Annotated in this window: 25 protein-coding genes; 14 read left to right on the top strand and 11 right to left on the bottom strand. The window is 48.1% G+C overall.

Features of this window, described 5'->3' with window-relative positions; genetic code table 11:
• Positions 1-140: 140 nt before the first annotated feature.
• The 7 genes from pnp to ACO0K9_RS14905 all read right to left on the bottom strand — a co-directional run bounded on the left by pnp (position 141) and on the right by ACO0K9_RS14905 (position 9431).
• On the bottom strand, positions 141-2273 hold the full coding sequence (gene pnp, locus ACO0K9_RS14935) for a polyribonucleotide nucleotidyltransferase (RefSeq protein ID WP_422986224.1): 2133 nt from the start codon (positions 2271-2273) through the stop codon (positions 141-143).
• Between the two features lie 216 nt (positions 2274-2489).
• Entirely contained in the window at positions 2490-2759 is a 270-nt protein-coding gene (gene rpsO, locus ACO0K9_RS14930; protein ID WP_110253976.1) for a 30S ribosomal protein S15, read from the bottom strand.
• 142 nt (positions 2760-2901) lie between these two features.
• Complete coding sequence (locus ACO0K9_RS14925; RefSeq protein WP_422986222.1) at positions 2902-4440, bottom strand: 2-isopropylmalate synthase; 1539 nt, start codon at positions 4438-4440, stop codon at positions 2902-2904.
• A 402-nt stretch (positions 4441-4842) separates the two neighbouring features.
• On the bottom strand, positions 4843-5706 hold the full coding sequence (gene pssA / locus ACO0K9_RS14920; RefSeq protein WP_422986220.1) for a CDP-diacylglycerol--serine O-phosphatidyltransferase: 864 nt from the start codon (positions 5704-5706) through the stop codon (positions 4843-4845).
• 437 nt (positions 5707-6143) lie between these two features.
• On the bottom strand, positions 6144-7160 hold the full coding sequence (gene ilvC / locus ACO0K9_RS14915) for a ketol-acid reductoisomerase (RefSeq protein WP_110253979.1): 1017 nt from the start codon (positions 7158-7160) through the stop codon (positions 6144-6146).
• 64 nt (positions 7161-7224) lie between these two features.
• Positions 7225-7716, bottom strand: a complete 492-nt coding sequence (gene ilvN / locus ACO0K9_RS14910) for an acetolactate synthase small subunit (protein ID WP_162059361.1) — start codon at positions 7714-7716, stop codon at positions 7225-7227.
• Positions 7716-9431: an acetolactate synthase 3 catalytic subunit gene (locus ACO0K9_RS14905; RefSeq protein ID WP_422986218.1), complete on the bottom strand. Its 1716-nt coding sequence runs from the start codon at positions 9429-9431 to the stop codon at positions 7716-7718. The genes ilvN and ACO0K9_RS14905 overlap by 1 nt, the downstream gene beginning before the upstream one ends.
• 563 nt (positions 9432-9994) lie before the next feature.
• On the opposite strand from ACO0K9_RS14905, the gene ACO0K9_RS14900 reads away from it, so the two are divergent.
• The 11 genes from ACO0K9_RS14900 (at position 9995) to rarD (ending at position 17678) form a co-directional block, all read left to right on the top strand.
• Positions 9995-10567, top strand: coding sequence for an RNA polymerase sigma factor (locus ACO0K9_RS14900; RefSeq protein ID WP_422986216.1), 573 nt, complete (start codon positions 9995-9997; stop codon positions 10565-10567).
• Positions 10564-10980: a DUF3619 family protein gene (locus ACO0K9_RS14895; protein ID WP_422986214.1), complete on the top strand. Its 417-nt coding sequence runs from the start codon at positions 10564-10566 to the stop codon at positions 10978-10980. Before ACO0K9_RS14900 ends, ACO0K9_RS14895 begins: the two co-directional genes overlap by 4 nt.
• Positions 10981-10982: 2 nt before the next feature.
• Positions 10983-11696, top strand: coding sequence for a DUF3106 domain-containing protein (locus tag ACO0K9_RS14890; protein WP_422986212.1), 714 nt, complete (start codon positions 10983-10985; stop codon positions 11694-11696).
• A gap of 4 nt (positions 11697-11700) precedes the next feature.
• A complete protein-coding gene (locus ACO0K9_RS14885; RefSeq protein ID WP_422986210.1) occupies positions 11701-12219 on the top strand; it encodes an RDD family protein in 519 nt (172 codons plus the stop codon).
• Positions 12220-12281: 62 nt separating this feature from the next.
• Positions 12282-12953, top strand: coding sequence for a TetR/AcrR family transcriptional regulator (locus tag ACO0K9_RS14880; RefSeq protein ID WP_422986208.1), 672 nt, complete (start codon positions 12282-12284; stop codon positions 12951-12953).
• A gap of 8 nt (positions 12954-12961) precedes the next feature.
• Complete coding sequence (locus tag ACO0K9_RS14875; protein ID WP_422986341.1) at positions 12962-13543, top strand: TIGR00730 family Rossman fold protein; 582 nt, start codon at positions 12962-12964, stop codon at positions 13541-13543.
• A gap of 141 nt (positions 13544-13684) precedes the next feature.
• A complete protein-coding gene (locus ACO0K9_RS14870; protein WP_422986206.1) occupies positions 13685-13894 on the top strand; it encodes a DUF3460 family protein in 210 nt (69 codons plus the stop codon).
• A gap of 54 nt (positions 13895-13948) precedes the next feature.
• The gene (locus ACO0K9_RS14865) at positions 13949-14806 is read left to right on the top strand and encodes a segregation and condensation protein A (RefSeq protein WP_422986204.1); all 858 of its coding nucleotides are present in this window, start codon (positions 13949-13951) and stop codon (positions 14804-14806) included.
• Positions 14807-14894: 88 nt separating this feature from the next.
• Positions 14895-15734: a pantoate--beta-alanine ligase gene (gene panC / locus ACO0K9_RS14860; RefSeq protein WP_422986202.1), complete on the top strand. Its 840-nt coding sequence runs from the start codon at positions 14895-14897 to the stop codon at positions 15732-15734.
• Positions 15734-16663 carry a cobalamin-binding protein gene (locus ACO0K9_RS14855; protein WP_422986200.1) on the top strand — a complete coding sequence of 310 codons (930 nt, stop codon included), beginning with the start codon at positions 15734-15736 and terminating at the stop codon, positions 16661-16663. The genes panC and ACO0K9_RS14855 overlap by 1 nt, the downstream gene beginning before the upstream one ends.
• A gap of 127 nt (positions 16664-16790) precedes the next feature.
• Positions 16791-17678, top strand: coding sequence for an EamA family transporter RarD (rarD, locus tag ACO0K9_RS14850; RefSeq protein WP_422986198.1), 888 nt, complete (start codon positions 16791-16793; stop codon positions 17676-17678).
• A 61-nt stretch (positions 17679-17739) separates the two neighbouring features.
• Here the strand turns inward: rarD and ACO0K9_RS14845 are convergent, their stop codons facing one another.
• On the bottom strand, positions 17740-19101 hold the full coding sequence (locus ACO0K9_RS14845) for an FAD-binding oxidoreductase (protein ID WP_422986196.1): 1362 nt from the start codon (positions 19099-19101) through the stop codon (positions 17740-17742).
• Positions 19102-19245: 144 nt separating this feature from the next.
• Here ACO0K9_RS14845 and ACO0K9_RS14840 point away from each other — a divergent pair, with 144 nt between their 5' ends.
• Entirely contained in the window at positions 19246-21081 is a 1836-nt protein-coding gene (locus ACO0K9_RS14840) for an ATP-binding protein (RefSeq protein ID WP_422986194.1), read from the top strand.
• Between the two features lie 66 nt (positions 21082-21147).
• Here the strand turns inward: ACO0K9_RS14840 and ACO0K9_RS14835 are convergent, their stop codons facing one another.
• Both ACO0K9_RS14835 and ACO0K9_RS14830 read right to left on the bottom strand, forming a co-directional pair.
• On the bottom strand, positions 21148-22260 hold the full coding sequence (locus tag ACO0K9_RS14835; RefSeq protein ID WP_422986192.1) for a YiiX/YebB-like N1pC/P60 family cysteine hydrolase: 1113 nt from the start codon (positions 22258-22260) through the stop codon (positions 21148-21150).
• Positions 22261-22284: 24 nt separating this feature from the next.
• Complete coding sequence (locus ACO0K9_RS14830) at positions 22285-22947, bottom strand: response regulator (protein WP_422986190.1); 663 nt, start codon at positions 22945-22947, stop codon at positions 22285-22287.
• Between the two features lie 296 nt (positions 22948-23243).
• Between ACO0K9_RS14830 and ACO0K9_RS14825 the strand changes: the two genes are divergently transcribed.
• The gene (locus ACO0K9_RS14825; RefSeq protein WP_422986188.1) at positions 23244-24026 is read left to right on the top strand and encodes a C1 family peptidase; all 783 of its coding nucleotides are present in this window, start codon (positions 23244-23246) and stop codon (positions 24024-24026) included.
• 89 nt (positions 24027-24115) lie between these two features.
• Positions 24116-25132: a hypothetical protein gene (locus ACO0K9_RS14820; protein ID WP_422986186.1), complete on the top strand. Its 1017-nt coding sequence runs from the start codon at positions 24116-24118 to the stop codon at positions 25130-25132.
• 199 nt (positions 25133-25331) lie between these two features.
• Here the strand turns inward: ACO0K9_RS14820 and ACO0K9_RS14815 are convergent, their stop codons facing one another.
• Complete coding sequence (locus ACO0K9_RS14815; protein ID WP_422986184.1) at positions 25332-25814, bottom strand: hypothetical protein; 483 nt, start codon at positions 25812-25814, stop codon at positions 25332-25334.
• Positions 25815-25914: the final 100 nt, after the last annotated feature.

Here is a 25914-nt window from a genome sequence, read left to right as displayed (position 1 = left end):
GGACGATGGGATTTGAATTGTAAGCGAATAAAAAAACGCCCGTACAAAGCACGGGCGTTTCTTCATTTTTCCAGCCTGGCGGTGCAAGGCAAGTGACGGCCTGATTATCTACTGATCATCTACCTCACTACCTGCCGCTGTTATTGCTGCTGTGGCTGACCTTGTGCTTCAGACTCAGACAATGCCGCCTTCATGGACAGCTTAAAGCGACCACGGTCATCTGTTTCCAGCACTTTGACGCGCACTTGCTGACCTTCTTTGAGGTAGTCAGCAACCGCATTCACGCGCTCATTGGCGATCTGGCTGATGTGCAGCAAACCGTCTTTGCCTGGCATGATTTGGACAATCGCGCCGAAGTCCAGCAACTTCAATACTGTACCTTCGTAGACCTTGCCAACTTCAACTTCTGCAGTCAGTTCTTCGATGCGACGTTTGGCTTCCTGGCCAGCTGCTGCATCCACAGAAGCGATAGTGACCACACCTTCATCGCTGATATCGATTTGCGTACCAGTTTCTTCCGTCAATGCACGGATCACTGCACCACCCTTACCGATAACATCACGGATTTTTTCAGGGTTGATCTTGACTGTGATCAGACGTGGCGCAAAGTCAGACAATTCGGTTTTACCGACAGGTACGGCTTCTTGCATTTTACCCAGAATATGGATACGGCCTTCTTTGGCTTGCGCCAGAGCGACTTGCATGATTTCTTTGGTGATACCCTGGATTTTGATATCCATTTGCAGGGCAGTAATGCCTTCTGCAGTACCAGCTACTTTAAAGTCCATGTCACCCAGATGATCTTCATCACCCAGGATGTCGGTCAGGACGGCAAACTTGTTGCCATCCTTGATCAGGCCCATGGCGATACCGGCCACGTGTGCCTTCATCGGCACGCCAGCATCCATCAAAGCCAGGCAACCGCCGCAGACGGAGGCCATGGAAGAAGAACCATTGGATTCAGTAATTTCGGACACCAGGCGTACGGAATAGCTGAAATCTTCCGGATCAGGCAAGGCAGCCTGCAATGCGCGTTTAGCCAAACGGCCATGGCCGATTTCACGACGCTTAGGTGTGCCAACACGGCCTGTTTCGCCAGTTGCGAACGGAGGCATATTGTAATGCAGCATGAAGCGATCAGAGTATTCACCCATCAGCGCATCAATTTTTTGCTCGTCACGGGCGGTACCCAGTGTAGCAATCACCAAAGCCTGAGTTTCACCACGTGTGAACAGGGCGGTGCCATGCGTACGTGGCAGAACACCGGTACGAATGGTGATAGGACGCACTGTGCGTGTATCACGACCATCGATACGTGGTTCGCCTTCGAGGATTTGGGAACGAACGATTTTCGCTTCCAGATCAAACAGGATATTACCCACTTCGGAAGAATCAGGAGCAGCTTCGCCTTTGGCAGCAGCTTGTTCAGCCAGTGCGGCAGCGACTGTGGACGTTGCCGCCTTCAGTTGCTCAGTACGTGCCTGTTTTTCTTTGGTTTGATAAGCAGCGCGCAACAAGGGTTCTGCGACTGCAGTTACAGCAGCAATCAGTGGCTCATTTTTTGCAGCAGGTGCCCATTGCACTTCAGGCTTACCGCCGTCACGTACCAGTTCATGGATTGCATCGATCACCGCTTTCATTTGCGTGTGGCCATAAACTACCGCGCCCAGCATGATTTCTTCAGACAATTGCTGCGCTTCAGATTCCACCATCAACACGGCTTGCTCAGTACCGGCAACAACCAGATCCAGTTTGGATTGTTTCAGTTGCGTTGCAGTCGGGTTCAATACATATTGACCATCGATATAACCAACACGTGCTGCACCAACCGGGCCACTGAATGGGATGCCAGCAACGGAAATCGCAGCAGAAGCGCCGATCATCGCAGCGATATCAGGATCGATTTCCGGATTGACGGACAATACATGAATGATGACCTGAACTTCGTTCAGATAGCCTTCTGGGAACAGAGGGCGGATAGGCCTGTCGATCAAACGGGAAGTCAGTGTTTCTTTTTCAGATGGACGACCTTCACGCTTGAAGAAACCGCCGGGAATACGGCCAGCAGCGTAAGTTTTTTCCATGTAATCCACGGTCAGAGGAAAGAAATCCTGACCTGGCTTGGCATCCTTCTTTGCAACAACGGTTGCCAGTACGACGGTATCTTCTATGGATACCAGGACCGCGCCAGAAGCCTGGCGGGCGATTTCACCGGTTTCCAGTGTGACCTGGTGCTGACCGTATTGGAAGGTTTTCGTAATTTTATTAAACACAATGTGTCCTTTCTATTTTGCCGACAGATTTTCAGGCGCTGTCGTTCACCTCACCGCGAGCAACCCGCCTGGATTGCTTTTTTGCCTGTTTTCAACATTTCCGTTAAAAACCGGGCTAAAACTGGGAGAAACTAAAACTCTACATAGACAAAAAGCCTGCGACAGACGACTGACGCAGGCTTTTTACTACCAATGATTTGCTAAGCTCAGCAAGAATTACTTACGCAAGCCGAGTTTTTCGATCAGTGAGCGATAGCGATTCAGGTCTTTACCTTTCAGGTAAGACAGCAGACTCTTACGACGGTTAACCATCATGATCAAACCACGACGGGAGTGGTGATCTTTAGAGTGCGCTTTGAAGTGACCATTCAGGTCATTGATACGTGCAGTCAACAAAGCAACTTGCACTTCAGGAGAGCCTGTGTCATTTTGACCACGGGCATTGTCCGCTACGATAGCGGCTTTTGCATTTTTTTCGATAGACATAATTTTCCTTAACATGCGATAACAAGAGTCGCCGTTTTTATAAAAACAGCTACAAAACCATCGTTATCGTGAAATAGCAATCCCGCCGGAATGACAGGACGCGTGACTATACCACCGTTTTAAGCCGGAATCAAATCCTGCTTTAAATCTGGGGATTCAGTTTCTCAGTCTTTGATTGCAATTTATTCAATGCCGACAAATAGGCTTTCGCTGAAGCAACAACGATATCAGGATCAGCGCCGACGCCATTGACGATGCGGCCAGCCTTGGACAAACGCATGGTGACCTCACCCTGTGATTGCGTACCAGTCGTGATCGCGTTCACCGAGAACAATAACAGCTCTGCCCCACTCTGCACCTTGGAATCAATCGCATTGACCATGGCATCAACCGGGCCATTACCGTTCGCTTCGCAACTGACTTCCTTGCCGTTTGAAGTAAATACGACTTTAGCAAATGGCAACTCACCAGTTTCAGAACGTTGCGAAAGAGAAACATAATGGAAGGCGTCGTTGTTTTGCGCATGCTCTTCATCAGACACCAGGGCAAGGATATCTTCGTCGAATATTTCAGACTTACGGTCGGCCAGTTCCTTGAAACGGGCAAAGGCTGCATTGACTTCAGCCTCTGATTCCAATGCGATGCCCAACTCTTCCAAACGCTGTTTGAAGGCGTTACGGCCAGACAATTTACCCAGGACCAGTTTATTCGCGCTCCAGCCCACGTCTTCGGCACGCATGATTTCATAGGTATCACGCGCTTTCAAAATACCATCCTGATGGATGCCGGATGCATGCGCAAAGGCATTTGCCCCCACCACGGCCTTGTTCGGCTGCACGGCAAAGCCGGTGATTTGCGACACCAGCTTGGATGCAGGCACGATCTGGCTGATATCAATACCCAGTTGCAGATCAAAATAATCCTTGCGGGTGCGCACTGCCATGACAATTTCTTCAAGCGCAGTATTTCCTGCGCGCTCACCCAGGCCATTGATGGTGCATTCGATCTGACGTGCACCACCTATCATGACGCCCGCCAGGGAATTGGCCACCGCCATGCCCAGATCGTTGTGACAATGTACCGACCACACCACCTTGTCGGAATTCGGGATGCGTTCACGCAGGGATTTCAGCATATTGCCGTACAGTTCAGGCACGGCATAACCAACGGTATCCGCAAAATTGATGGTCGTTGCGCCTTCCTTGATGACTGCCTCCAGCACGCGACAGAGGAAATCCATGTCCGAGCGGCTGCCATCTTCCGGACTGAATTCGACATCATCCGTAAAGTTGCGGGCATAGCGCACGGCCTGTATCGCCTGCTCCAGCACCTGGTCTGGCGTCATGCGCAATTTCTTTTCCATATGCAAAGGAGAAGTCGCAATAAACGTATGGATACGCTTGCGCTGCGCGGCCTGCAAGGCTTCGGCGGCACGCGCGATGTCACGGTCATTGGCGCGCGACAGTGAGCAAATCGTGGAATCCTTGATGATGGAGGCAATCGCCTTGATGGATTCAAAATCACCTGGCGACGCTGCGGCAAAACCGGCTTCAATCACATCGACCTTCATTCTTTCCAGTTGCTTGGCAATGCGGATTTTTTCATCCTTGGTCATGGATGCACCAGGTGATTGTTCGCCATCGCGCAAGGTTGTGTCGAATATGATGAGTTTGTCAGCCATGATATTGCTCCTGAGATAAATTTAAAAAAACAGAATTTACAAAATTGATATGAGATGAAACTGTAAATTGTGAATATTCTCTAGCCTACCCTTGCAAGACGCACATGGGTGGTGAGACTACTCGAATTGTGGGTATGGGGAATTTAGCGCGTAACCGCTAGTAGAGATGCCAGCAATAGCGATAGCAGACCAGACAGGCCTGCCATAGTGTTTTTTGCTATTGATGTGGATGCGAAGTTCATGCCAAAGACTATAAGCGCGATTGCAGAAAAGTGCAAGAATTTATAGCAGCAAAATCCCATTTTTCTCAGGCAGAAAAACAAAAAAGCCGCGATACATTTTCTGTATGGCGACTTTTCTTGCAAAATGCCGAATATTATCCGGCGCACATATTCTCAAATATTATTTCTCTTCATGTGGCTCGACACTGGTCTGCACCAGGCTGACCGGCCTGCCCTTGCGCCAGCGCCATAGCAACACGGCATAACCAGACAAACCATACAAGACGAACAAACCAAATAACACCTTGGGTGGGTCACTGACCACAGCCACATAGGCCAATACAATCAGAAATGGGGCGATAAACGGCACCGAACGACGTAAATTGACATCTTTGAAGCTATAGAAAGGCACATTGGTCACCATCGTCAAACCGGCAAACAGGGTAATGCTCCAGGTACTCCAGCTCAGCTCACGGCCAGGGAAATGCAAGTCTTCCATCAACAATACAAAGCCTGCCACCAGGGCCGCAGCTGCAGGGCTAGGCAAGCCCTGGAAGTAGCGTTTATCGACAATCCCAATATTGGTATTGAAGCGTGCCAGGCGCAAAGCAGCACCGGCACAATACACAAAGGCAGCCAGCCATCCCAGCTTGCCCATGCCCTTTAACGACCATTCATAGGCAACCAGCGCTGGCGCTGCACCGAAAGAAATCATGTCTGACAAACTGTCGTACTGGGCCCCAAATTCACTTTGAGTATTGGTCATACGCGCCACGCGACCATCCAGGCTATCCAGCACCATGGCCACAAAGATCGCCAGTGCAGACTGGTCAAAACGTTGATTCATCGCCATCACAATGGCGTAGAACCCGCAGAACAGGGCTGCCGTCGTAAAAGCATTCGGCAACAAATAAATCCCGCGCCTGGGTTTGGCCGGCACGCGTACATCGTCCCCCTCATGCCCGTTCGCAGCCGAGTTCTTGCGCATACTCTTGGGGAACAACTTGAAACTGCCTTTGGGCTTTCGTTTTAGTATAGGTGCCATTCTTGCTATCGTAATCTGTGGAATAGGTCACTTGCCTGTGCAAGGGATGCAAAAGTGTGCGAAGTATAACCCCGATTATTGCCGGTGAAAACAAACTCAGAGACATGCCTCGTTCACGGTCCGGCCTCCAATATACATCTTCATTTACATTTAATTAAAATTTAATGCACAGATCTGATAAGCAATCATAAGACCCACAAAGTAAAAATCGCCCCTGCGGGCGATTTTTAGTCTTCGAGCTGCGTGCGCCTACGAGCGCACGCTGGATGATGCCCGGCGATCTCAGCAATTAGTTCTTGCTTTGATCAACCAGTTTGTTTTTAGCGATCCAAGTGCACTTGAAGGCGTAAAAAAAGTCGTCCAAGTGGACGACTTTTAGCCTTCTAGCTGCGTGCGCCTACGAGCGCACGCTGGATGATGCCCGGTAATCTCAGCAATTAGTTCTTGCTTTGATCGACCAGTTTGTTCTTGGCGATCCATGGCATCATGGCACGCAATTTCGCGCCCACTTCTTCGATCTGGTGTTCAGAAGTCAAGCGACGGCGGGAGATCAAAGTTGGTGCACCTGCTTTGTTTTCCAGGATGAAGCTCTTCGCGTATTCGCCAGTCTGAATATCTTTCAGGCATTGGCGCATGGCGTTTTTGGTGTCTTCTGTGACGACTTTCGGGCCAGTCACATATTCACCGTATTCTGCATTGTTGGAGATCGAGTAATTCATGTTGGCGATACCGCCTTCATAGATCAGGTCAACAATCAGTTTCAGTTCATGCAGGCATTCGAAGTAAGCCATTTCTGGCGCGTAGCCAGCTTCGACCAGCGTTTCAAAACCAGCTTTGATCAGTTCAACTGCACCACCGCACAAAACAGCTTGTTCACCGAACAAATCGGTTTCTGTTTCTTCACGGAAGTTGGTTTCGATGATGCCAGCACGGCCACCGCCGTTAGCCATGGCGTAAGACAAGGCGATGTCACGGGCAGAACCGGATTTGTCCTGATATACAGCGATCAGGTGAGGCACGCCGCCACCCTGGCTATAAGTACCACGTACAGTGTGGCCAGGTGCTTTAGGAGCGATCATGATGACGTCCAGGTCAGCGCGTGGCACGACTTGACCGTAGTGAACATTGAAGCCGTGGGCAAATGCCAGCACTGCGCCTTGTTTGGCGTGTGGTGCAACGTTTTCAGCATACACCTGGGCGATGTTTTCATCAGGCAGCAAAATCATGATGACGTCGGCAGCTTTGACTGCGTCATTCACTTCAGCAACGTTCAGACCGGCATTTTTTGCCTTGTCCCAGGACGCGCCGCCTTTACGCAGGGCGACAGTCACTTTACAGCCGGAATCATTCAGGTTTTGCGCATGGGCATGGCCTTGGGAGCCGTAGCCGATGATAGCAACGTTTTTGCCTTTGATCAGGGAGAGATCACAATCTTTGTCGTAGAAAACTTTCATTTTGTATCCTAATAATTAAGTATTTTTGTAGAGAATTGGCAAATAACAGCAAATGCCTGAATTGCTAAACCTTGAGGATGCGTTCGCCGCGCCCTATGCCTGAACCACCGGTACGTACCGTTTCCAGAATGGCCGTGCGGTCGATTGAATCAATGAAAGCATCCAATTTACCTTTATTACCGGTCAATTCTATGGTGTAGGTCTTTTCGGTGACATCAATGATGCGGCCACGGAAAATATCTGCGGTGCGCTTCATTTCTTCGCGTTCCTTGCCGACCGCTCTTACCTTGATCAGCATCAGTTCACGTTCTATGTGCGCGCCCTCGGTCAGGTCAACCACCTTGACTACCTCGATCAGGCGGTTCAAGTGCTTGGTGATCTGCTCGATGATGTCATCGGAACCGGAGGTCACGATCGTCATCCTCGATAAGGTGGCATCTTCAGTCGGCGCAACGGTCAGGGTTTCAATGTTGTAACCACGGGCAGAAAACAGACCGACCACGCGCGACAAGGCACCGGCTTCATTTTCGAGAAGGATGGAAATAATATGTCTCATCACAGATCCTCCGAACCCAGCAACATTTCAGTCAAGCCCTTGCCTGCCTTGACCATAGGCCAGACATTCTCGGTTTGATCAGTAATGAAATTCATGAATACCAGTCTGTCTTTCATGGCAAAGGCTTCACGCACTGCGCCATCCACGTCTGCCGGATTTTCTATCTTCATGCCAACGTGGCCGTAGGCCTCTACCAGCTTGGTAAAGTCAGGCAAAGAATCCATGTAAGACTCGGAATAGCGTGAGCCATAATCAATCTGTTGCCACTGCCTGACCATGCCAAGGAAGCGGTTGTTCAACAAGATGATTTTTGGTGTCAGGTGATATTGCTTGCAGGTTGCCAGCTCTTGTATGCACATCTGTATCGAAGCTTCGCCAGTGATACAGGCGACAGTCGCATCCGGATTGGCCATCTGCACGCCCATGGCATACGGCAAGCCCACACCCATGGTGCCCAGGCCGCCAGAATTGATCCAGCGACGTGGTTTGTCGAAGCGATAGTACTGTGCTGCCCACATCTGATGCTGACCAACGTCAGAGGTTACAAAGGCATCGCCCTTAGTGACTTCCCAGACTTTTTCAACAACGGATTGTGGCTTGATGACTTCACTGGAAGTCGGGTATTTCAGGCAATCACGAGCACGCCATTCATTGACCTGCTTCCACCAGGCGGCCAGCGCCTTGGGATCAGGACGCGTCTCCACTGCACTCAGTTGTGACAGCATTTCCTGCAACACATCCTTGACATTGCCAACGATAGGAATATCAACCTTGACGCGTTTGGAAATCGACGATGGATCAATATCAATATGAATGATCTTGCGTGGATGCGAAGAAAAATGTTTCGGGTTGCCGATCACACGGTCATCAAAACGTGCGCCAATGGCGATCAGCACGTCGCAGTGCTGCATGGCCATATTGGCTTCGTAGGTACCATGCATGCCTGGCATGCCGACGAATTTTTCATCGCTGGCACGGTAGCCACCCAGACCCATCAGGGTATTGGTGCATGGGAAACCGAGTGTATCAACCAGTTTATTCAGTTCCGGCGCTGCATGCGCGAGAATCACGCCGCCACCGGTATAAATCATCGGACGTTCAGCCTGCAACAACAGTTGCACAGCCTTGCGAATTTGTCCTGCATGCCCTTTGTCGACTGGCTTGTAAGAGCGCATTTCGACTTCTTTAGGGTAGCTGTAGGTAGTTTTGTGCATGCTGATATCTTTAGGGATATCCACCAGCACAGGACCCGGACGACCTGTCGTCGCAATATAGAATGCCTTCTTGACGGTCTCGGCCAGGTCTCTGACGTCTTTCACCAAAAAATTATGCTTTACGCAGGGACGGGTAATACCAACGGTGTCGCATTCCTGGAAGGCGTCCTGGCCGATAACGGCACTGGGAACCTGACCTGAAATGATCACCATGGGTATGGAATCCATATAAGCAGTAGCCAGACCGGTCACCGCATTGGTAACACCAGGCCCGGAAGTGACCAGAGCCACACCGACTTTATTGGATGAACGGGAATAGGCATCAGCGGCATGTACTGCAGCTTGCTCGTGACGCACCAGGATATGTTGAAACTTGTCCTGATTGAAAATTGCATCATAGATATAGAGTACGGCACCGCCCGGATATCCGAACACATGCTCAACACCCTCTTCGGCCAGACACTTGACAAGTATCTCTGCGCCTGTAAATTCTGAACTCATAAATTGTGTCCTTTCAAGGTCCATAGGAGATTGATCGGATGTTCTTTCCTGGCGAAATCGACATGCAAGACCGGAAAGCTGAAATCCCTTTATGTGCGGTCACATTCCCCTTTACACATCCGTTGGATGTGGTGCCAGGCAAGGCTTAGTGCACTCGTTCAATCAGTATTAAGGCTTTACAACGACAGACTTCTCACGCTTGTGGCATGGGTCAGAACAAACAGCTTCTTAAAGCGAACCCGTCGGTGTCAGCATTGTGGGCTGTTCCAGACAAGCATTTTGTGCCCCGAGATTTTGGAGCGGACTCACAAGGTACTGCGTCGCAGCATTTTGGTCAAGGAAAATTCACAGTAAAAAGCGAGTTATTATAATAAATTTGATTATCATAAAAACTATTCTTAACGAAATGCAGGACATAAACGCGTATTTTTGCTAGCATGTGCGCAATTTTGAGTGCTGGCATCTTCCTAAAGAAATCCAATCAGATCAGGAACTGGTGCCTGCTTAAATACCTGACTAAACACGTAATTACAACGTAACTGCCCGCAACGTAACTGCCAACGATGGCCACAGACAAAGAATTATCCAGCTTTTTGGAAGGTGTAGAGCGTCGTGCTTTCAAGCACGCCGTGTATACCGTCCGCAATGAGGAATCTGCTTTAGACATTGTCCAGGAAGCAATGATCAAACTCGCGGAAAAATATGGTGACAAGCCTGCCGCCGAATTGCCCATGCTGTTTCAGCGCATACTGCAAAACACCATTCTGGATTTTTTCCGCAGGGAAAAAGTGCGCAATACCTGGGTCAGCCTGTTTTCCAGCATTACCCCGGCCAATAACCAGGATGATGACAATTTTGACTTATTGGAAAGTTATGCGGCAGAAGAAGGAACAGAAGCCTCAGAATCCAGCGCCGACAAGATAGAACGCGAGCAGGTTCTGAATATAATTGACGAAGAAATAAAAAAGCTTCCTGCGCGTCAACGGGAAGCCTTCCTCATGCGTTATTGGGAAGACATGGATGTAGCGGAGACCGCCGCTGCAATGGGTTGCTCAGAAGGCAGCGTCAAAACACACTGCTCCAGAGCAACACACGCATTGGCCGTCACACTAAAGGCTAAAGGAATTCACCTATGAATTATTCAAAAGAAGCGAAAGACCTTGAATTTGCTTACAAGGTAAGACGAGCGCTGAATGAATCAGCGGAAAGCCTCTCTGTGCCAACTCTGGATAGGTTAGCACAGGCTCGTAAAATGGCCATGGCACGCAAGAAACAGGAAGCACCTGTTGCTGTATTGGCATTTAAAGGCGTGCTGGCCGGCAATTCCGGTTTTTCTTTCCAGGGACCTGGTTCCTGGATGGGCAAGCTGGGTATCGCCCTGCCACTGCTGGTGCTGGTGGCCGGCCTGATAGGCATTTATGAATATGAACAACAGCAAAACATCAATGAGCTGGCAGATATCGACACTGCCGTTCTGGTTGATGAATTGCCGCCAGCCGCTTATGTTGATACCGGGTTCACTGCCTATTTGAACAAAACGGAGGAATAGGCGTGACGTTGCACTTAATGCGAGATCTGCTGTGTCTTACTGTTGTGCTTTTCTCATTATCACCGGCTTTTGCCGGTGGTAGCACTGCGCTCGCACCACAAACAAATGCCAAGCCAGCCAATGGCGCGGCAAGCTCCAGCTATGCCAAACCTTTATGGGTAGAACTCAGCCCCACCCAAAAGCAGGCCCTGACATCACTCAGCCCTGAATGGGACAGGATGTCCGAACTGGGCAAGAAAAAATGGCTGGAAATCGCCAATCGTTACGCAACGATGAAGCCTGACGAGCAAGCCAGATTGCAAGAACGCATGCGTGACTGGGTCAAACTGACACCAGAACAACGTATGGCTGCACGCGAAAACTATGCAAAATCCACCCAACTCAAGCCGGAACACAAGTCTGCCCAGTGGCAGCAATACCAGCAATTGAGCGAGGACGAGAAAAAACGCCTGGCCTCTGAAAACGAGAAAAAGAAAAGCGTCACCAATCTTCCGGCTGACGCACTGAAAAACCCAAAAATCCTGGCCCCTCTCAAAGTAGGCCCCAAGCCTGCTGTCACAGTCAAAGCCACGCCACCAATAGCTGCACCATTGGCCCAACAGCCAGTCAGTGCGTCGGCGCCAGCCATTTCTGCTACACCTGCCCCGGTTTCCGTCGCGACAGTGACAGACGCAGCGCCTGCCAGCGCTACTGCATCTCAGGGCTCTGCCAAATAAATCTGTGAATTCTGAACTTACTGCTCCACCATTACGTCGCCGTCTGATTTGCATGGTTTATGAAGGCATGCTGTTGTTTGGCATTGTTTTTGTGTCTGACTGGATTTTTGATGTACTGACACAAAGCCGGCATGCGCTGGTATTGCGTCATGCGCGCCAGTTCTGGCTGTTTCTGGTGATCGGTGCCTACTTTGTATTTTGCTGGAGTCGCAGCGGCCAGACCCTGGCAATGCAGACCTGGCGCATCAAGGCGGTAGACCTGGATGGCGGCAAATTACCTGTGGTGAAGGCCATCGTGCGGTATTGCCTGGCATGGATGTGGTTTTTGCCAGCCATGGCATTGAATTATCAGCTAGGCCTGAAAGAATGGCCCACGGTATTGCTCGTCACCGCTGGAGTCATCGGCTGGGCCATGACGACCCGTCTGGACAAACAGGGACAGTTTCTGCACGACAAACTTGCCAAGACGCGATTGATCCACATTCCTTCCGAAAACGAACTCAAAGCGAGTTCTGACACCTGATCTGCTGTTGATGTTGGCTTTTCAATGTTATTCTTATGAAATAATTTATCGAGAAGAATGACATGCAACACAAAGCTCCTCGTCGCACCAGGGAACGCATACTGGAATTATCCCTGCGCCTTTTCAATGAATTCGGTGAACCAAACATCACCACGACCGTGATTGCGGAGGAAATGAATATTTCTCCCGGCAATCTGTATTACCATTTTCGCAACAAAGATGATATCGTCAATTCCATCTTTACCCAGTTCGAAACGGAAATCAATAAAAAGCTGTCCTTCCCTGAAGGCCGCAAGGCGAATATCCAGGATATCTGGACCTACCTGCACCTGACATTTGAACTGGTCTGGCGTTATCGTTTTTTTTACCGCGACCTCAATGACCTGCTGTCCAGGAATCGCAAGCTGGAACTGAATTTCAAGCAAATCCTGACCCACAAAATCAAGGTCGCGACCGAATTGTGCAACGGCCTGCGCGCCGATGGCGAGTTTGAAGCCACTGACATGGATATCAATGCCCTGGCCACCAATATGGTGGTGGTAGCCACTTACTGGCTGTCGTATGAATATGTGCGCAATCCGCGCAAATACACTGAATTACAGACCATGTCAGACTCGCTGGCGCGCGGCTGTTATCAGGTCATCGTGCTGATCAGCCCTTATCTGCGTGGCGAAACCAAGAATGTCTTTGAAAAACTCTCGCAAGACTACCTGCGCAAGATGAATCCGGCATGACATCCGGTATGAAAACGGTCTGCGTTTATTGTGGCTCTTTACCCGGCGTCACGGCTGACTATGCGGCTGGCGCCCGGCAACTGGCAGCACAACTGGTCAGCCAGCAATTACGCCTGGTCTATGGTGGCGGCAATGTCGGCCTGATGGGCATCATTGCCGATGAAGTATTGCGCCTGGGTGGACAAGTCACCGGCGTCATCCCCAAGGCATTGATGGACAAGGAAGTCGGCCATACCAGCCTGACTGAGCTGCATATAGTTAGCAATATGCATGAACGCAAAGCCATGATGGCAGACCTGTCGGATGGTTTTATTGCCATGCCTGGCGGCATAGGCACGCTGGAAGAACTGTTTGAAGTCCTGACCTGGTCGCAACTGGGTTTTCATGAAAAACCGGTCGGTTTATACAACATCAATGGCTTTTACCAGAAACTGCATGATTTCTTGCTGCATACCGTAGAGCAAGGCTTCCTGCGAGCAGCCCATCTGGACTTGTTATATATCGACAATGATGCCGCCAGCCTCTTGCTGAAATTTACCGCATACCGCCCTGTCCATGTCAGAAAATGGCTGGATGCCAAAGACCTGTAAGTTCCCGGCATGATCTGAAGCCTTGTTGGGAGCAGCATCTGTAGCCACATCGATAGCTTTACTTCGCAGGCGAAAGCAGTTCCCGGTCAAAACCGGAGTAAAATGCGCCTTTATCCGACCTTTTCGTGTTTATTTCAAATTATGAAATTCTCCAAGCAATTCCCCTTATACGAATCCGAAGCAAGTCAGTTCATCAAAGACCTGAAAAAAACCAATCCTGCGTTGGAACAAAGCCAGCGCGATGGTCGTGCCCTGCTGTGGGACAAACAACCGGTCGACCTCGATACCCAGAAGCGCCAGCTTGAGTCGCGCATCAACCAGCAAGCTTACGTTTATCAAAACAAGGGCTGATACCACCCATATCCGCCCACACTAGCCCATACCCGCCCGTAAATAGAGAAGCTTGTGACAACCACCAATGCCTTGCCGCCAACCGAGTTGCCACTGGTTGGCGCAGTTGACAGCACACCTGATGTTGTCGATGGGCTGGCCTTTGCCAAATTATATGGCGAGCCGCTGTTCAAGCTGCCTACCGATCTGTATATCCCGCCGGATGCCCTGGAAATTTTCCTGGAAGCATTTGAAGGCCCGCTGGATCTGCTGCTGTACCTGATACGCAAACAAAATTTCAACATCCTCGATATTCCGATGGCGCAAGTCACCTTGCAATATCTGCAGTATGTGGATCAGATACGCAAACACAATCTGGAACTGGCTGCAGAATACCTGCTGATGGCCGCCATGCTGATTGAAATCAAATCACGCATGCTGCTGCCATCGAACAAAAGTGCCGACAGCGATGAAGCCGATGATCCACGCGCCGAGCTGGTACGCCGCCTGCTCGAATATGAGCAAATGAAACTGGCCGCCTATGACCTGAATGCAGTGCCGCAACTGGGGCGCGATTTCCTGCATGCCCAGGTCTTCATTGAACAACATACCGTCCTGCACTGGCCGCAGGTAGAGATTGCCGACCTGCAGTCCGCCTGGGCCGATGTGCTGAAGCGGGCAACGCTGGTAGCACATCACAAAATCAGTCGGGAAGAATTATCTGTACGCGAACACATGACCGGCATTTTGCGTAAATTGCAGTCAGCCAAATTTGTAGAATTCTCTGATCTGTTCGACCCCAGTCGCGGTGCCCCTGTGCTGGTCGTCAATTTTGTCGCCCTGCTTGAACTGGCCAAGGAAACACTGATAGAAATCACCCAGGCCGAAGCCTTTGCGCCGATTTATGTGCGCCTGGCCTATTCGCCAGCCTGATTGATGCGTCTGGATGCGTTTTGATGCATATTGATGCGTCATCCATTGGCACTGATAAAAAACTTATTTATTACTATAGAGCTGCACCATGAAAATCGTTTCCTCCATTGAAGAGTTGCGCGACCAGTTAAGCGGACAATTGCGTACCGCATTTGTACCGACCATGGGCAATCTGCATGAGGGACACTTATCCCTGATGCGCCTGGCAAAAAAACATGGCGACCCTGTGGTCGCATCGATTTTCGTCAATCGCCTGCAATTTGGCCCGAATGAAGATTTCGACAAATACCCGCGCACCTTCCAGGCTGACGTAGAAAAGCTGGAAAAAGAAGGCGTCTATGTGCTGTTTGCACCGACGGAAAAAGACCTGTATCCAGAACCACAAGAATACCGCGTGCGCCCGCCGGATGATCTGGGCAATATCCTTGAAGGTGAATTCCGTCCCGGCTTTTTTACCGGCGTCACTACGGTCGTGCTGAAACTGTTTTCATGCGTACAGCCGCGTGTTGCCGTGTTTGGGAAAAAGGATTATCAACAGTTGATGATCGTCCGTAACATGAGCAAGCAATTTGCCCTGCCAACCGAAATCATCGCTGCAGAAACCTACCGTGCAGATGATGGCCTGGCCCTGTCTTCGCGCAATATGTATCTGTCTGCAGCAGAACGCGCCGAAGCACCTGCCCTGTACCAAACCCTGAATGAAGTTGCTGCTGAAGTGAGCGCCGGCCATCTCGACATGTTCGAACTGGAACGGGAAGCCATGGCCAGGCTGGCCGCACGCAACTGGAAACCGGATTACATCTCCATCCGCAAGCGCGCTGATTTACAACCACCGTCTGCCGGTGACATTGCACAGAAAGCGCAACTGGTCGTCGTAGCTGCTGCCAAACTGGGCGGCACGCGCCTGATCGACAATCTGGAAATTTGATGCGCATTCTGCTAGCCGCGAAACCGCTGCTGAAACGCTTATGCCTTACTTGCATGCTGGTGCTTGCCGGTGTATGTGCAGCAGCCTCTGCGGCTACGGCTACAGGAAAAACTGCCATCACCGTACTGGACGATGCGCAGCGCCAGGTGACCCTGGCCAAACCAGCACAACGCATCATCAGCCTGGCACCGCACATTACCGAGTTATTGTTTGAAGCCGGTGCAGGGAAGCAGATTGTTGCCGTCACCGATTACAGCGACTACCCCGAAGCAGCAAAGAAACTGCCTTCGATAGGGAATATCTTCGCCCTCGACCTGGAACGCCTGCTGGCACTGAAACCTGATCTGGTGATTATCTGGGGAACCGGCAATGCCAAGATACTGGCCAACAAATTACGCAGCAATAACATCACCGTTTTCGAAAGCGAACCCCATGATTTTGAAATGGTGGCGACCTCGATAGAACGGCTGGCAAGTCTGGCAGGCACTGATGCAGTTGGTCAGGCCGCAGCACAGAAATTTCGCCAGCGCCTGGACCACCTGCGCAAGACCTATGCCCTGCCCGCCTCTGCCACGCCGGTCAGCGTGTTTTACCAGATGGTGCGCCGGCCACTGATGACACTCAATGATGATCACATGGTGTCAGATGCAATACGCCTGTGTGGCGGCAGAAATGTATTCGGCAAATTGAAGGAACTCAGTTCCACCATCACCACTGAAGCGGTGCTGTCAGCCAATCCCGACATAATGCTGACCACAGGCGACAACGTGGAAGCACTGGCCGACTGGCAACAATTTCCCATCCTGACCGCCGTCAAAAAGAATCATTTCTACACCGTCAAAGGTGACTGGCTGAATCGCGCCGGGCCACGCATACTCGACGGTACCGAAGCACTATGCAAACACCTGGCAACAGCCAGATCAAAATAAGGCTAACAGGACTTATGCAACACAGCTGGGGCGCTTTTGCGTAAGCCCTATCAAAGCAAGCATTCGGCTTTAAGGCGATAATAGCGATCTCGCCTGGTCTGCCAGGCTTATATTTTGATTGGCAACGATGCGTAAAGGTATCTTGTTTGCAGGCTCCGCGTATTTGCTGTGGGGCCTTTTCCCTATCTATTTCAAAGCCCTGCATGAAGTGCCCGCCTTAGAAATCCTGCTGAATCGCATGGTCTGGTCGCTGCTGTTCTTGCTTGGTGTGCTGACCTGGCGCAAGCAATGGTCATGGATCAGTGAAGCAGCACGTCAACCCAAACTAATCGCCGGCTTTGCCATCAGTGCCCTGCTGTTGTCTGCCAACTGGTTTGTGTATATCTGGGCCGTCAATCACGGTCATATCATTGATGCCAGTCTTGGCTACTTTATTACACCGCTGGTGAACATCCTCATCGGCTCGGTCTGGCTGCGTGAACGCCTGCGCCCTGTGCAATGGCTGTCGGTTGCACTGGCAGCGTGTGGTGTGGCCTGGCTGACCTGGCAAGCCGGTCACCTGCCATGGATAGGCCTGATCCTGGCCATTTCCTTTGGCACCTATGGCCTGTTGCGCAAAACCTCGCCCCTGGGTGCGCTGGAAGGTCTGTCGCTGGAAACTACCCTGCTCTTCCCGTTTGCCCTTGGCTATCTGGTCTGGATGGGTATGCACGGCCAGAATGCCTTCATCAGCGGCGACATCGACATCAAAATGCTGATACTGGTCAGCGGCCCCATCACCGCCATCCCGCTGCTGCTGTTTGCCGCTGGCGCAAGGCGCATACCCATGACCACACTGGGCTTGTTGCAATACATGTCGCCACTGGTGCAGTTGCTGCTCGGCGTATGGCTGTATCACGAGCCTTTTGATTCTGGCAGAATGCTCGGCTTTGTAGCCATCTGGGCTGCGCTGATTGTGTACTCCGCAGAAGGCTTATGGATAAATTTAAGCGGACAAAAGGTAAAAACATCGTAACAATGATATTAAAGAAGTTCTGACTAAATCCAATTTTTTTTGAAAAACATTCCAGTTTTTTTTAGAAATAACTATTTAAAAAATCATTGTCAAATTTGCGATGTGGGTTAGTGCTGGTGATGATTTTTTGTTGATTTATATAGCCTGGATAAGCTTTTTGAAAAAGTGCTTTGTCAGCAGCGCGATAGTAAGGTAAATAATACGTACCGCCTTCTGCCATTGCTAATTGTATGGCTTTGTTGAAGCAACCAATGACTGAGGGCTTGGGTTTGCCATTTTCTATATCCACATTGAGATCGACCGCAATACATGCCATGGTCTGTGTCGGGCAATAGGACAAGAATGTCGTTTCCCCGTTCTTTTCTGCCTGCACTATTCTTACGGTTGTACTCATCACGCGAACACTCCCGTCTCCTGGGTAAATAATGGTTTTCAGTTTTTCTACGAATGACTGTAGATTCGCAACAGGTACAAAATATTCCTGCAATAAATCAGTTTCTTTTTCACCCTTGTGCATGACAAAAGAAATGGATGAACGCATCCAGTTCATGCGACTCTTGATGGGGTTTGAATTTGTATAATAGCTTACGATGCCTTTCCATAATTTGCTACGTGCTACTTTATCTTCACGTGCCTTACTCCAGACTCCACGGGTAAATTCCCCGGTTACCCATTGCTCTATGTCCAGTTTCTCGTCTTTCCATGCGAGTTTTTGTTTATTTTTGTAGCTCACTCTCAGAACGTTTTCGTAGAGCTTATCTGGGTCAAAGGACAACCATGCATAGTGCATATCTGGCCAAGGGTCACTTCCACTTCCCTTGCTATCGATGAAGGTCTGATATTCAGCCAGGCTCATAAGCTCAGATTCTTGTTCCAGCATTTCATTTGGGCAAACCTGCAAGCTGGCTTCCAATATGATGGCACAACTACCGTAGCCGCCTAGGACAGCCTTCGCCAGATCACTGTCAGGCGTTACATTTGATTGTATGCTGCCATCTGGCAAAAGCAGTTTTAAGCTCTTTACTGTAGACGACAGAGGTCCCATACGTGGATCGCGTCCATGACAATTGACACTGAGTGAACCGCCGACAGAAAAGCCAGGTGATGACTGATGAACTAAAGGGGCCAATGCAAACTTATTGAGTTGGTGATGCACACGTGACCATGTAGCTCCCGCTTCTACTGTAATCGTGTTGTCATTGACATTAACCGCAATAATTTTGTCCATCAATTCACTTACAAGCATTACATGCCCCGTACACGTCGCTTGACCACCTTGACTGTGGCGTGAACCTGCAACCGACAGTTTTTCTCCAGCTGCAAGATTTTGAACATGAGTTTGCACCGGTACCTGATCGGTAATGAGAGGCATGGATGAAATCTCAGTCTGATTGAGCCCGGTCAAGTCCCGAATCGTGATCATGCTTATCTCCCTATAGAAGTGAAGTGGAAAGTGTGTGTGAAACACACACGGGTGTTGCTTAATTTATATTGACATAGTTTAATGTCAATAGTCTACCGCTTGTTTTATTTTGATTGAATCACCAGAACTAGGGATGCTTGCGCAATGATTGCCTTCTTCCAAAGACCTGTGGTTTTTGTGTTCTGGCTACTGATACTCTTGCTGGGCGGGCACGGTTTTGCACATGGACAAGTGTTGCGCTTGGACAAAGCACACTTGAGCAATTTGAGCGGCGGGGTTCAACAAGAAACACTTATAGACTTGCCAGATTCCTGGAATGTATATAAACCCATGCGATCTGGAGTTTTTAGGTATTCCATGTCTATAAATCTCAAAGACAATATCTCACAGACATATGCTATCTACTTGCCAAGGGCTGGTAATAGATTGCTGGTGGAAATTAACGGTCACATCATAGGAAGTAAGGGTGAGCTATCGGATTCCAAAAAAGATTTTGTTCAAACTCCCCATATGTTCCACATCGCAAAGCATATTTTGAATGTGGGTATAAATCATATTACCGTGACGGTTGCTGGCGAGGCAGCACGCTATGCAGGGTTATCAGAAGTTTGGGTCGGGCCTCTCACAGAGATTAATCCCATGTTTGAACAGCGTATGGCATGGCAAGTGGGAGGATCGTTAGCCACGATCAGTATTTGCATGTTTTTATCATTGCTTTTTTGTGGCTTTGGATGGGCGTCAGGGTCTCGTACTTATGTGATTTTTGGTTTATCTGCTCTGTTGTGGGGGTTTCGTACCAGTTATGCCTTAACGACAGAACCTGTCCTGCCATACAAATGGTGGGGGTGGATCATCGACATGGCTTACGGTGGCTCTGTTGCCTGCCTGATTGTTAGCACTGTCAATATACTAAGAATGAAGCCAGTCTGGACTAAAAAAGGCGTGACTATTTTTATGTCTCTGACAGCATTGCTAACTTTTTTGTATAGCTTTGGCGAGAATTACCAGGCCAGGAATTTATGGTTATTGTTAATGTTGCTTTATGTTTTTCTGACCGTTATTTTGCTATTTATAAAATGGAAGAAAAATACTACCTTTCAAAACAATATTTTACTGGGTGCAGCAGTCATTGCATTGTCTTTTGGTATCTATGATCATATTGTCGTGCTATATACCAGACAAGGTTATCAGACATTTGCGCTAGCACGATTTTCAATTCTTTTTTTTATGCTGGCGATGAGTATCATCATGGCTCGCCGGTTTGCGCGTTCTGTGCAAGCTGCTCGTCGCAGCCTGTTACGAACCCGGAATAATTTGAGTAAAGCTCTAAGCAAACTTGAAATTGCCAATGCGGAAAAGAAGTCCGCTCAAATTAAAGAAGCAGTAATTTTAGAGCGCCAACGAATTATGCGAGATATGCATGATGGTTTTGGCTCTCAACTTGTAGGCATGTTAAATCACGTTCGGACAGAAACGATGCACCCAGCTGTCATGGAACAGCAAGTAAGGGAGTTAATTGACGAACTTAGATTAATCATCGATGCATTAGAACCTATGGAAGGAGATTTAGGCAATTTGCTGGGCGCTTTGCGTTATCGCCTTGAGCATCGGTTTAACGTAGCTGGCATTGAGTTAATTTGGCAAGTTGACGAACTTCCGGCAATACAGAACATGACGCCGGTAAAAGTGCAGCACATTCAAAGAATATTTCTTGAAGCATTTACAAACATTATTAAGCACGCTCGGGCAAGTGTTGTATCTGTCACTACAGCGGTAAATGCGGAATCTATTTGCGTGTCAATTCAGGATAATGGAAACGGTTTTAATACAAGCGCTCTCTCTACAGGTCGAGGCTTGATTAATATGCATAAGAGGGCAAGTGAATGCGGGATGCAATTGCAGTTGGAATCCTCTTCAAATGGGAGTGTACTTAATTTGATATTGCCAATTTCTGAAGCTCAGCGAGAAATTAGAGATTGAAAAATCGAAAAAAATTAAACGGGGCAATTCAGTATCGAACACACAAATCACCCTTATTTTTGCACGTCAGGCGTACGGTACATTTTGACCTAAAGGCCTGAATTTATTGGTGTCCAAGTTTTGACTGTGATACAGCATCTTTGGTGTCATCCACGGAAATTTAGCGGCCAAGTCAATGCCAGCCCTACTTAGTTCTTTCTGCAATAAGTCAGAAAGTACTTTAGTTGCACCAGCACTTAGATTCGCCAAGTTAAGTGTCAGTTCCAGCACCCATTTCCATATGGCTTGATCCGATAAATCCAGACCTGCACCTTTCAACCAGGCATTGTAAATAAACTCGCTGCAGTAGATACAGTCATCATCTCCAAGTATCTTGGAATCAAACATATCATATGGCCTGCCTAGCATTAACTTGGCTTGAGTTTCAATTTCTTCTTTTACTGCTGCCCATTGAGGTTCATCAAGTTTGGGTCTTGCAGCCCAAATTAGGTCTCCTTTGGCCAATTTACGATTGCACCAACCACGCATGCGCTCTATGCGAGCATTATTGGGATCTGTGTCCTTCACAATCGGTTCATCTTGCATTAGGTAAGGATGAAGTGCAACACGGTAGTGGCTAAAATCCGAAGCATTTGCTTCAATCACGAATACCTCATTGCCCTGTTTCAAAACCATAGCTACATGACCAATATAATACGGTCCCAGATGTCCATCAAAATTCGTTAAACTTAGTTCATTAAACGGCCCGCCTAGTCCTGCACGAAAAATCATTGCAAGAGGATTTTTCAAGAATTCAGCAAGCGTTTGACCTGGGTTAAAAATGCCGTCCATTTCAGGAAAAAAAGACGTAAGCAAGTCATGTACAGCAAAAGCCTCACTGAGCAAATTATTTTCAACAAATTTGAAAGGTTGCATATCATCTTTCAATTGCTCGACAGTTTTTTCAAGCAAATTCCCAACGTCGGATGCAGTCCAGATTTGACTACTTGTTTGATCCAGTACAAGGTCGTCGTTAAGCTGCGCTCCTGAAACAAAATCAGCATTGAAAGCCGGGCTCAGCAAGTTTTGACTCAGCATCTGAATCATGGGAATTACGGCGTCTGGTGGTCGTGGAAATAATAAATCACCAGTCCTTAAGGATTCCGGTGCTGGAAAAGCACTCTGTATAGCGATCGGCATGACTCCTCCCAATATTAATTTGAATTATTTTAATAACCCCAACCTGCTGGCCTCATACACTGCTTCGCTCTTAGAATGCACTGCTAATTTTACGTAAATATTCTTGATATGCGCGTGCACCGTATGTATCGATACTTCATGCAATCGCGCCACTTCTGCGTATTTAAAACCACGCGAGATATAGTTCAATACCTCCATTTCACGCGGAGTCAATGCACCTCCTGGCGGCTCATCAGCAACTACGGTCTGCTCCTTACGGAACTTACGTAAAACCAACCTGGCAATTAATGGCGTCATCGGTGCGCCACCCGCGCGCAGCATCAGAATCTGCTTTTCAATATCATCGTCCAAAGCATCCTTTAATAAATATCCAGATGCCCCTGCTTCGATACTGGCCATTACGTGCTGCTCATCCTCAAACATGCTTATCACCATAATGTCCGTCTCAGGATGATGGCTTGCACAATATCGAATCACATCAATGCCACTGATATCAGGCAAGCCCAGATCGCTCAGCAATACATCGGCACGATTATTCATAAGCCAGTTCAACATATCCCGACCTGTCGAAGCCACAAACAAAAGCTGCATATGATCAGAACGCGCAATGGAAGCACTGAATCGCTGTGCGGTTGCCAAATCATCTTCGACTAACACTACGCCTATTTTTGATGTCATTTTGCTCATAACAGAAAAATACGTGATTTCCTGATAAATGTCACTACCAGAAATGGGGATATACGGAAAAACACACGAAGCGCACTGCCATTTTCAGGCTGAGACAAGATCCGTTCTGATCATCTTAGATCACAGTTACAGGCAAGCCCCTCCCCATTTCTAGCTATTCCTCATCAATAGTTGCCATCCTAGTATTAGCAATACAGAAAGAAAGAGCAGACTTAACGTGTGCCAGACGTTCTCAAACAATGCTTAAAAACTCCTATTTCTGAAAAAAAATTTCATATCCTCACAAAGGAACCGTCATGCCTAACTTTGCCAGCACTCAAACTACTTACTATTTCGGATGGAAACCAGAACTACCAGATATTCGGGACCGCACATATTCTGCTTCATTCGAGTTAATCAACAATTTACCTCCCAAGATTGATTTACGTGACAAATGTCCACAGATATTGAACCAGGATCAACTAGGGTCTTGCACTGCGAATGCAATTTCTAGTGCGCATTTTTTTTGCCAACTACGCCAAAAGCCGGAAGCTGCTTTTCAGCCCTCACGTTTATTTATCTATTACAACGAAAGAGTAATCGAGGGCACACAAGAAATCGACCATGGAGCCTACATAAGAGATGGCTTTAAAACCATCGCCAAAGATGGCGTCTGCCCAGAGGTAGATTGGAGTTACAACATCAAGCGCTTCAACGTCCAACCAGACCAGGTTTGCTATGAAAAAGCAAGCAACTCCCAATCCATCGAATATCAACGCCTGACTCAGTCCTTAAGTCAACTCAAAGCCTGTCTTGCAGAAGGTTATCCATTCGTATTCGGGTTCACAGCTTACGGCAATTTAATTAGCGAAGAAGTCCGCAATACAGGTCACTTAACACTGCCAAATAGCGGTGAGAAGTCGATAGGTGGACATGCTGTGTTAGCGGTGGGTTATGACGATAGCACACAAAATTTTATAGCTCAAAATTCCTGGGGTGCTGACTGGGGTGACAAAGGTTATTTTTATATACCTTATAGCTATGTAACAGACAACAAGCTGGCGGATGACATTTGGACTTTACGTTTGGTTGAAGTTTGATGGATGTCTTCCATGCCAGTCTGTTTCAGCTAGCACAAAAAAATTAACAGGGCTTACCGCCAATACAGCAAATAAATTAAGGGGTCAATATGAAAACCGTAAATTCAATAGTCTCAACAGCACTGACTGTCTTTCTGACAGGCTGTGCCTCAGCCCTCAATCCATTTACAACAGACAAAACATTTGCCGGAATTTCACCACCTCAAATTCACAGGCAAGATGATGATGGACGGCTAAAAAACAAAATGGGTATTTCTACAGAGACAATTAACTCAGCAGAAGCTCGCCCGTTTGTTGAATATTATGAGGCTCTAACAAAAGCCGCTAATGCACAGGCCAACGAAACCTCAATCGACGACTACGTAGCTAAAGGAATTACCGTCGTCAATATATCCTGTCTACGTTGGTTTACAAGTCTCTCCGAATCCCAGTCAAGGTTTGCATATACACAGAATAATCAGAATGTCATACAGAATTTGGGCACAACTTTACTAGGTATCGGCAAAGCCAATTCAATCATTGTCGGAACATTTGGCGCATTATTCACGGGTCTAAATGGCGTGGAAAATAATTTTTCACAGTCATTCCTTCTTGCTCCGAACGCCAGCAAAGTCAAAGACCACATTTTCACAGCGCTAGATCAACAAGCCGAACGACTGCTTATGCGAAAAAAAGAAAATGAAAAAACTATCAGCACTGCAGATACAACTTCTTCATTGCGACCAAAAACATTCACAGAAGCGTATATGGCTCTTGAACGTTATGCAGATATTTGCACCCAGCAAACTGCAAAGGCTATCGTGAATGCGTCCCTGGATCAAACACAAACTAAAATTTTGTCTGATCAAGGAAATAAAGTCTCCACAGTAAGTACACAAACAAGTATGGACAAAGCAGCTAGTCAGCTATCTCAAGATGCAATTTCATTTCAGAAAAATATCGTAAATACTTTAAATCAATTACAAAGCACAGTGGAAATTGTTCAAAAAGATAATATTAAAAATGCTAACCAACTACAAAATGCTATCGATGCAGCCACAGCGAACAACGACAAAAAGATTGACTCGCGCTTGAATCAACTGGAGCAGAAATTACTTGTCAAATAATCTGTAAAACCAGAAAACATAACAAAATAGGTGTCTGAACCAACTGAGAATGGACTGTTAAACTACAAGAAAATGTTTACGCGATATCGAAGTTAATATATGCCAATTACATTTTGGTTTTAACAGTCCATTTCACTAGTGCCGCTTGGCTTCGCGCAAGCGGAAGACACTCCGCTTTTAACGTTATGCCCACTAACGTTCATTGTGTTACGCCTAATTTGATACGCAAGGGAAATTGCATTTTGCATGGTGTTCCCTTGCACAAGCCTGGCTTATATCGTTCATGTATCAATGCCGTCGCCACCAAGTTTGTCATCCGTTCATCCGGTGATTTTATGACGCCAACGGCATTCGGCGTTCCATCCGCATTGACTTCAACAAAGACCGACAAATCCCCTTGTAGATGAAGTACATCCTGGGCATTTGAAATCGCCCTGAGAATTTCTTTGGTACCTTTTAATGGATACGGTGGTTCATCCGTTTCATCCAGGTGTTCATACAATGAACGCACCTTGGTTTTTTGCTCGCTCGTCAACTCAGCATACGATTTATTGATAGGTACCCTGATACCCGTCACTGCATCTTGCCTGATACGCGAGCCAGTCGAGGGGTCTTCGCGTTTCAGTGTGTATTCTGGCGCAGGCGTGGCTTCTTGGGCGATGGCTGAAGTAGCATTGAGCAAGCAAAAACTTAAAAATAACCGCTGAAAATTGGACATAAGCATATTGAGATGGATGTGGCTAGCGTGAATAAAGGGCGACCCGAACAAATATCATTTGCCA

The organism is Undibacterium sp. Ji50W, assembly GCF_049340445.1.
In the GTDB taxonomy this organism is placed as follows: domain Bacteria; phylum Pseudomonadota; class Gammaproteobacteria; order Burkholderiales; family Burkholderiaceae_D; genus Undibacterium.
The sequence above is the reverse complement of the archived record's forward strand: the minus strand, read 5'-3'. Positions and strand labels throughout refer to the sequence as shown.

What these genes read in the sequence shown, in the direction of transcription:
- ACO0K9_RS14845 (WP_422986196.1), bottom strand. Translation starts at nt 19,101, where the DNA reads ATGATCACGATTCGGGACTTGACCGGGCTCAATCAGACTGAGATTTCA.
- ACO0K9_RS14925 (WP_422986222.1), bottom strand. Translation starts at nt 4,440, where the DNA reads ATGGCTGACAAACTCATCATATTCGACACAACCTTGCGCGATGGCGAA.
- rarD (WP_422986198.1), top strand. Translation starts at nt 16,791, where the DNA reads ATGCGTAAAGGTATCTTGTTTGCAGGCTCCGCGTATTTGCTGTGGGGC.
- ACO0K9_RS14825 (WP_422986188.1), top strand. Translation starts at nt 23,244, where the DNA reads ATGCCTAACTTTGCCAGCACTCAAACTACTTACTATTTCGGATGGAAA.
- ACO0K9_RS14905 (WP_422986218.1), bottom strand. Translation starts at nt 9,431, where the DNA reads ATGAGTTCAGAATTTACAGGCGCAGAGATACTTGTCAAGTGTCTGGCC.
- ACO0K9_RS14835 (WP_422986192.1), bottom strand. Translation starts at nt 22,260, where the DNA reads ATGCCGATCGCTATACAGAGTGCTTTTCCAGCACCGGAATCCTTAAGG.
- ACO0K9_RS14895 (WP_422986214.1), top strand. Translation starts at nt 10,564, where the DNA reads ATGAATTATTCAAAAGAAGCGAAAGACCTTGAATTTGCTTACAAGGTA.
- ilvN (WP_162059361.1), bottom strand. Translation starts at nt 7,716, where the DNA reads ATGAGACATATTATTTCCATCCTTCTCGAAAATGAAGCCGGTGCCTTG.
- panC (WP_422986202.1), top strand. Translation starts at nt 14,895, where the DNA reads ATGAAAATCGTTTCCTCCATTGAAGAGTTGCGCGACCAGTTAAGCGGA.
- ACO0K9_RS14855 (WP_422986200.1), top strand. Translation starts at nt 15,734, where the DNA reads ATGCGCATTCTGCTAGCCGCGAAACCGCTGCTGAAACGCTTATGCCTT.
- ACO0K9_RS14880 (WP_422986208.1), top strand. Translation starts at nt 12,282, where the DNA reads ATGCAACACAAAGCTCCTCGTCGCACCAGGGAACGCATACTGGAATTA.
- ACO0K9_RS14820 (WP_422986186.1), top strand. Translation starts at nt 24,116, where the DNA reads ATGAAAACCGTAAATTCAATAGTCTCAACAGCACTGACTGTCTTTCTG.
- rpsO (WP_110253976.1), bottom strand. Translation starts at nt 2,759, where the DNA reads ATGTCTATCGAAAAAAATGCAAAAGCCGCTATCGTAGCGGACAATGCC.
- ACO0K9_RS14840 (WP_422986194.1), top strand. Translation starts at nt 19,246, where the DNA reads ATGATTGCCTTCTTCCAAAGACCTGTGGTTTTTGTGTTCTGGCTACTG.
- ACO0K9_RS14875 (WP_422986341.1), top strand. Translation starts at nt 12,962, where the DNA reads ATGAAAACGGTCTGCGTTTATTGTGGCTCTTTACCCGGCGTCACGGCT.
- pssA (WP_422986220.1), bottom strand. Translation starts at nt 5,706, where the DNA reads ATGGCACCTATACTAAAACGAAAGCCCAAAGGCAGTTTCAAGTTGTTC.
- ACO0K9_RS14830 (WP_422986190.1), bottom strand. Translation starts at nt 22,947, where the DNA reads ATGAGCAAAATGACATCAAAAATAGGCGTAGTGTTAGTCGAAGATGAT.
- ilvC (WP_110253979.1), bottom strand. Translation starts at nt 7,160, where the DNA reads ATGAAAGTTTTCTACGACAAAGATTGTGATCTCTCCCTGATCAAAGGC.
- ACO0K9_RS14870 (WP_422986206.1), top strand. Translation starts at nt 13,685, where the DNA reads ATGAAATTCTCCAAGCAATTCCCCTTATACGAATCCGAAGCAAGTCAG.
- ACO0K9_RS14900 (WP_422986216.1), top strand. Translation starts at nt 9,995, where the DNA reads ATGGCCACAGACAAAGAATTATCCAGCTTTTTGGAAGGTGTAGAGCGT.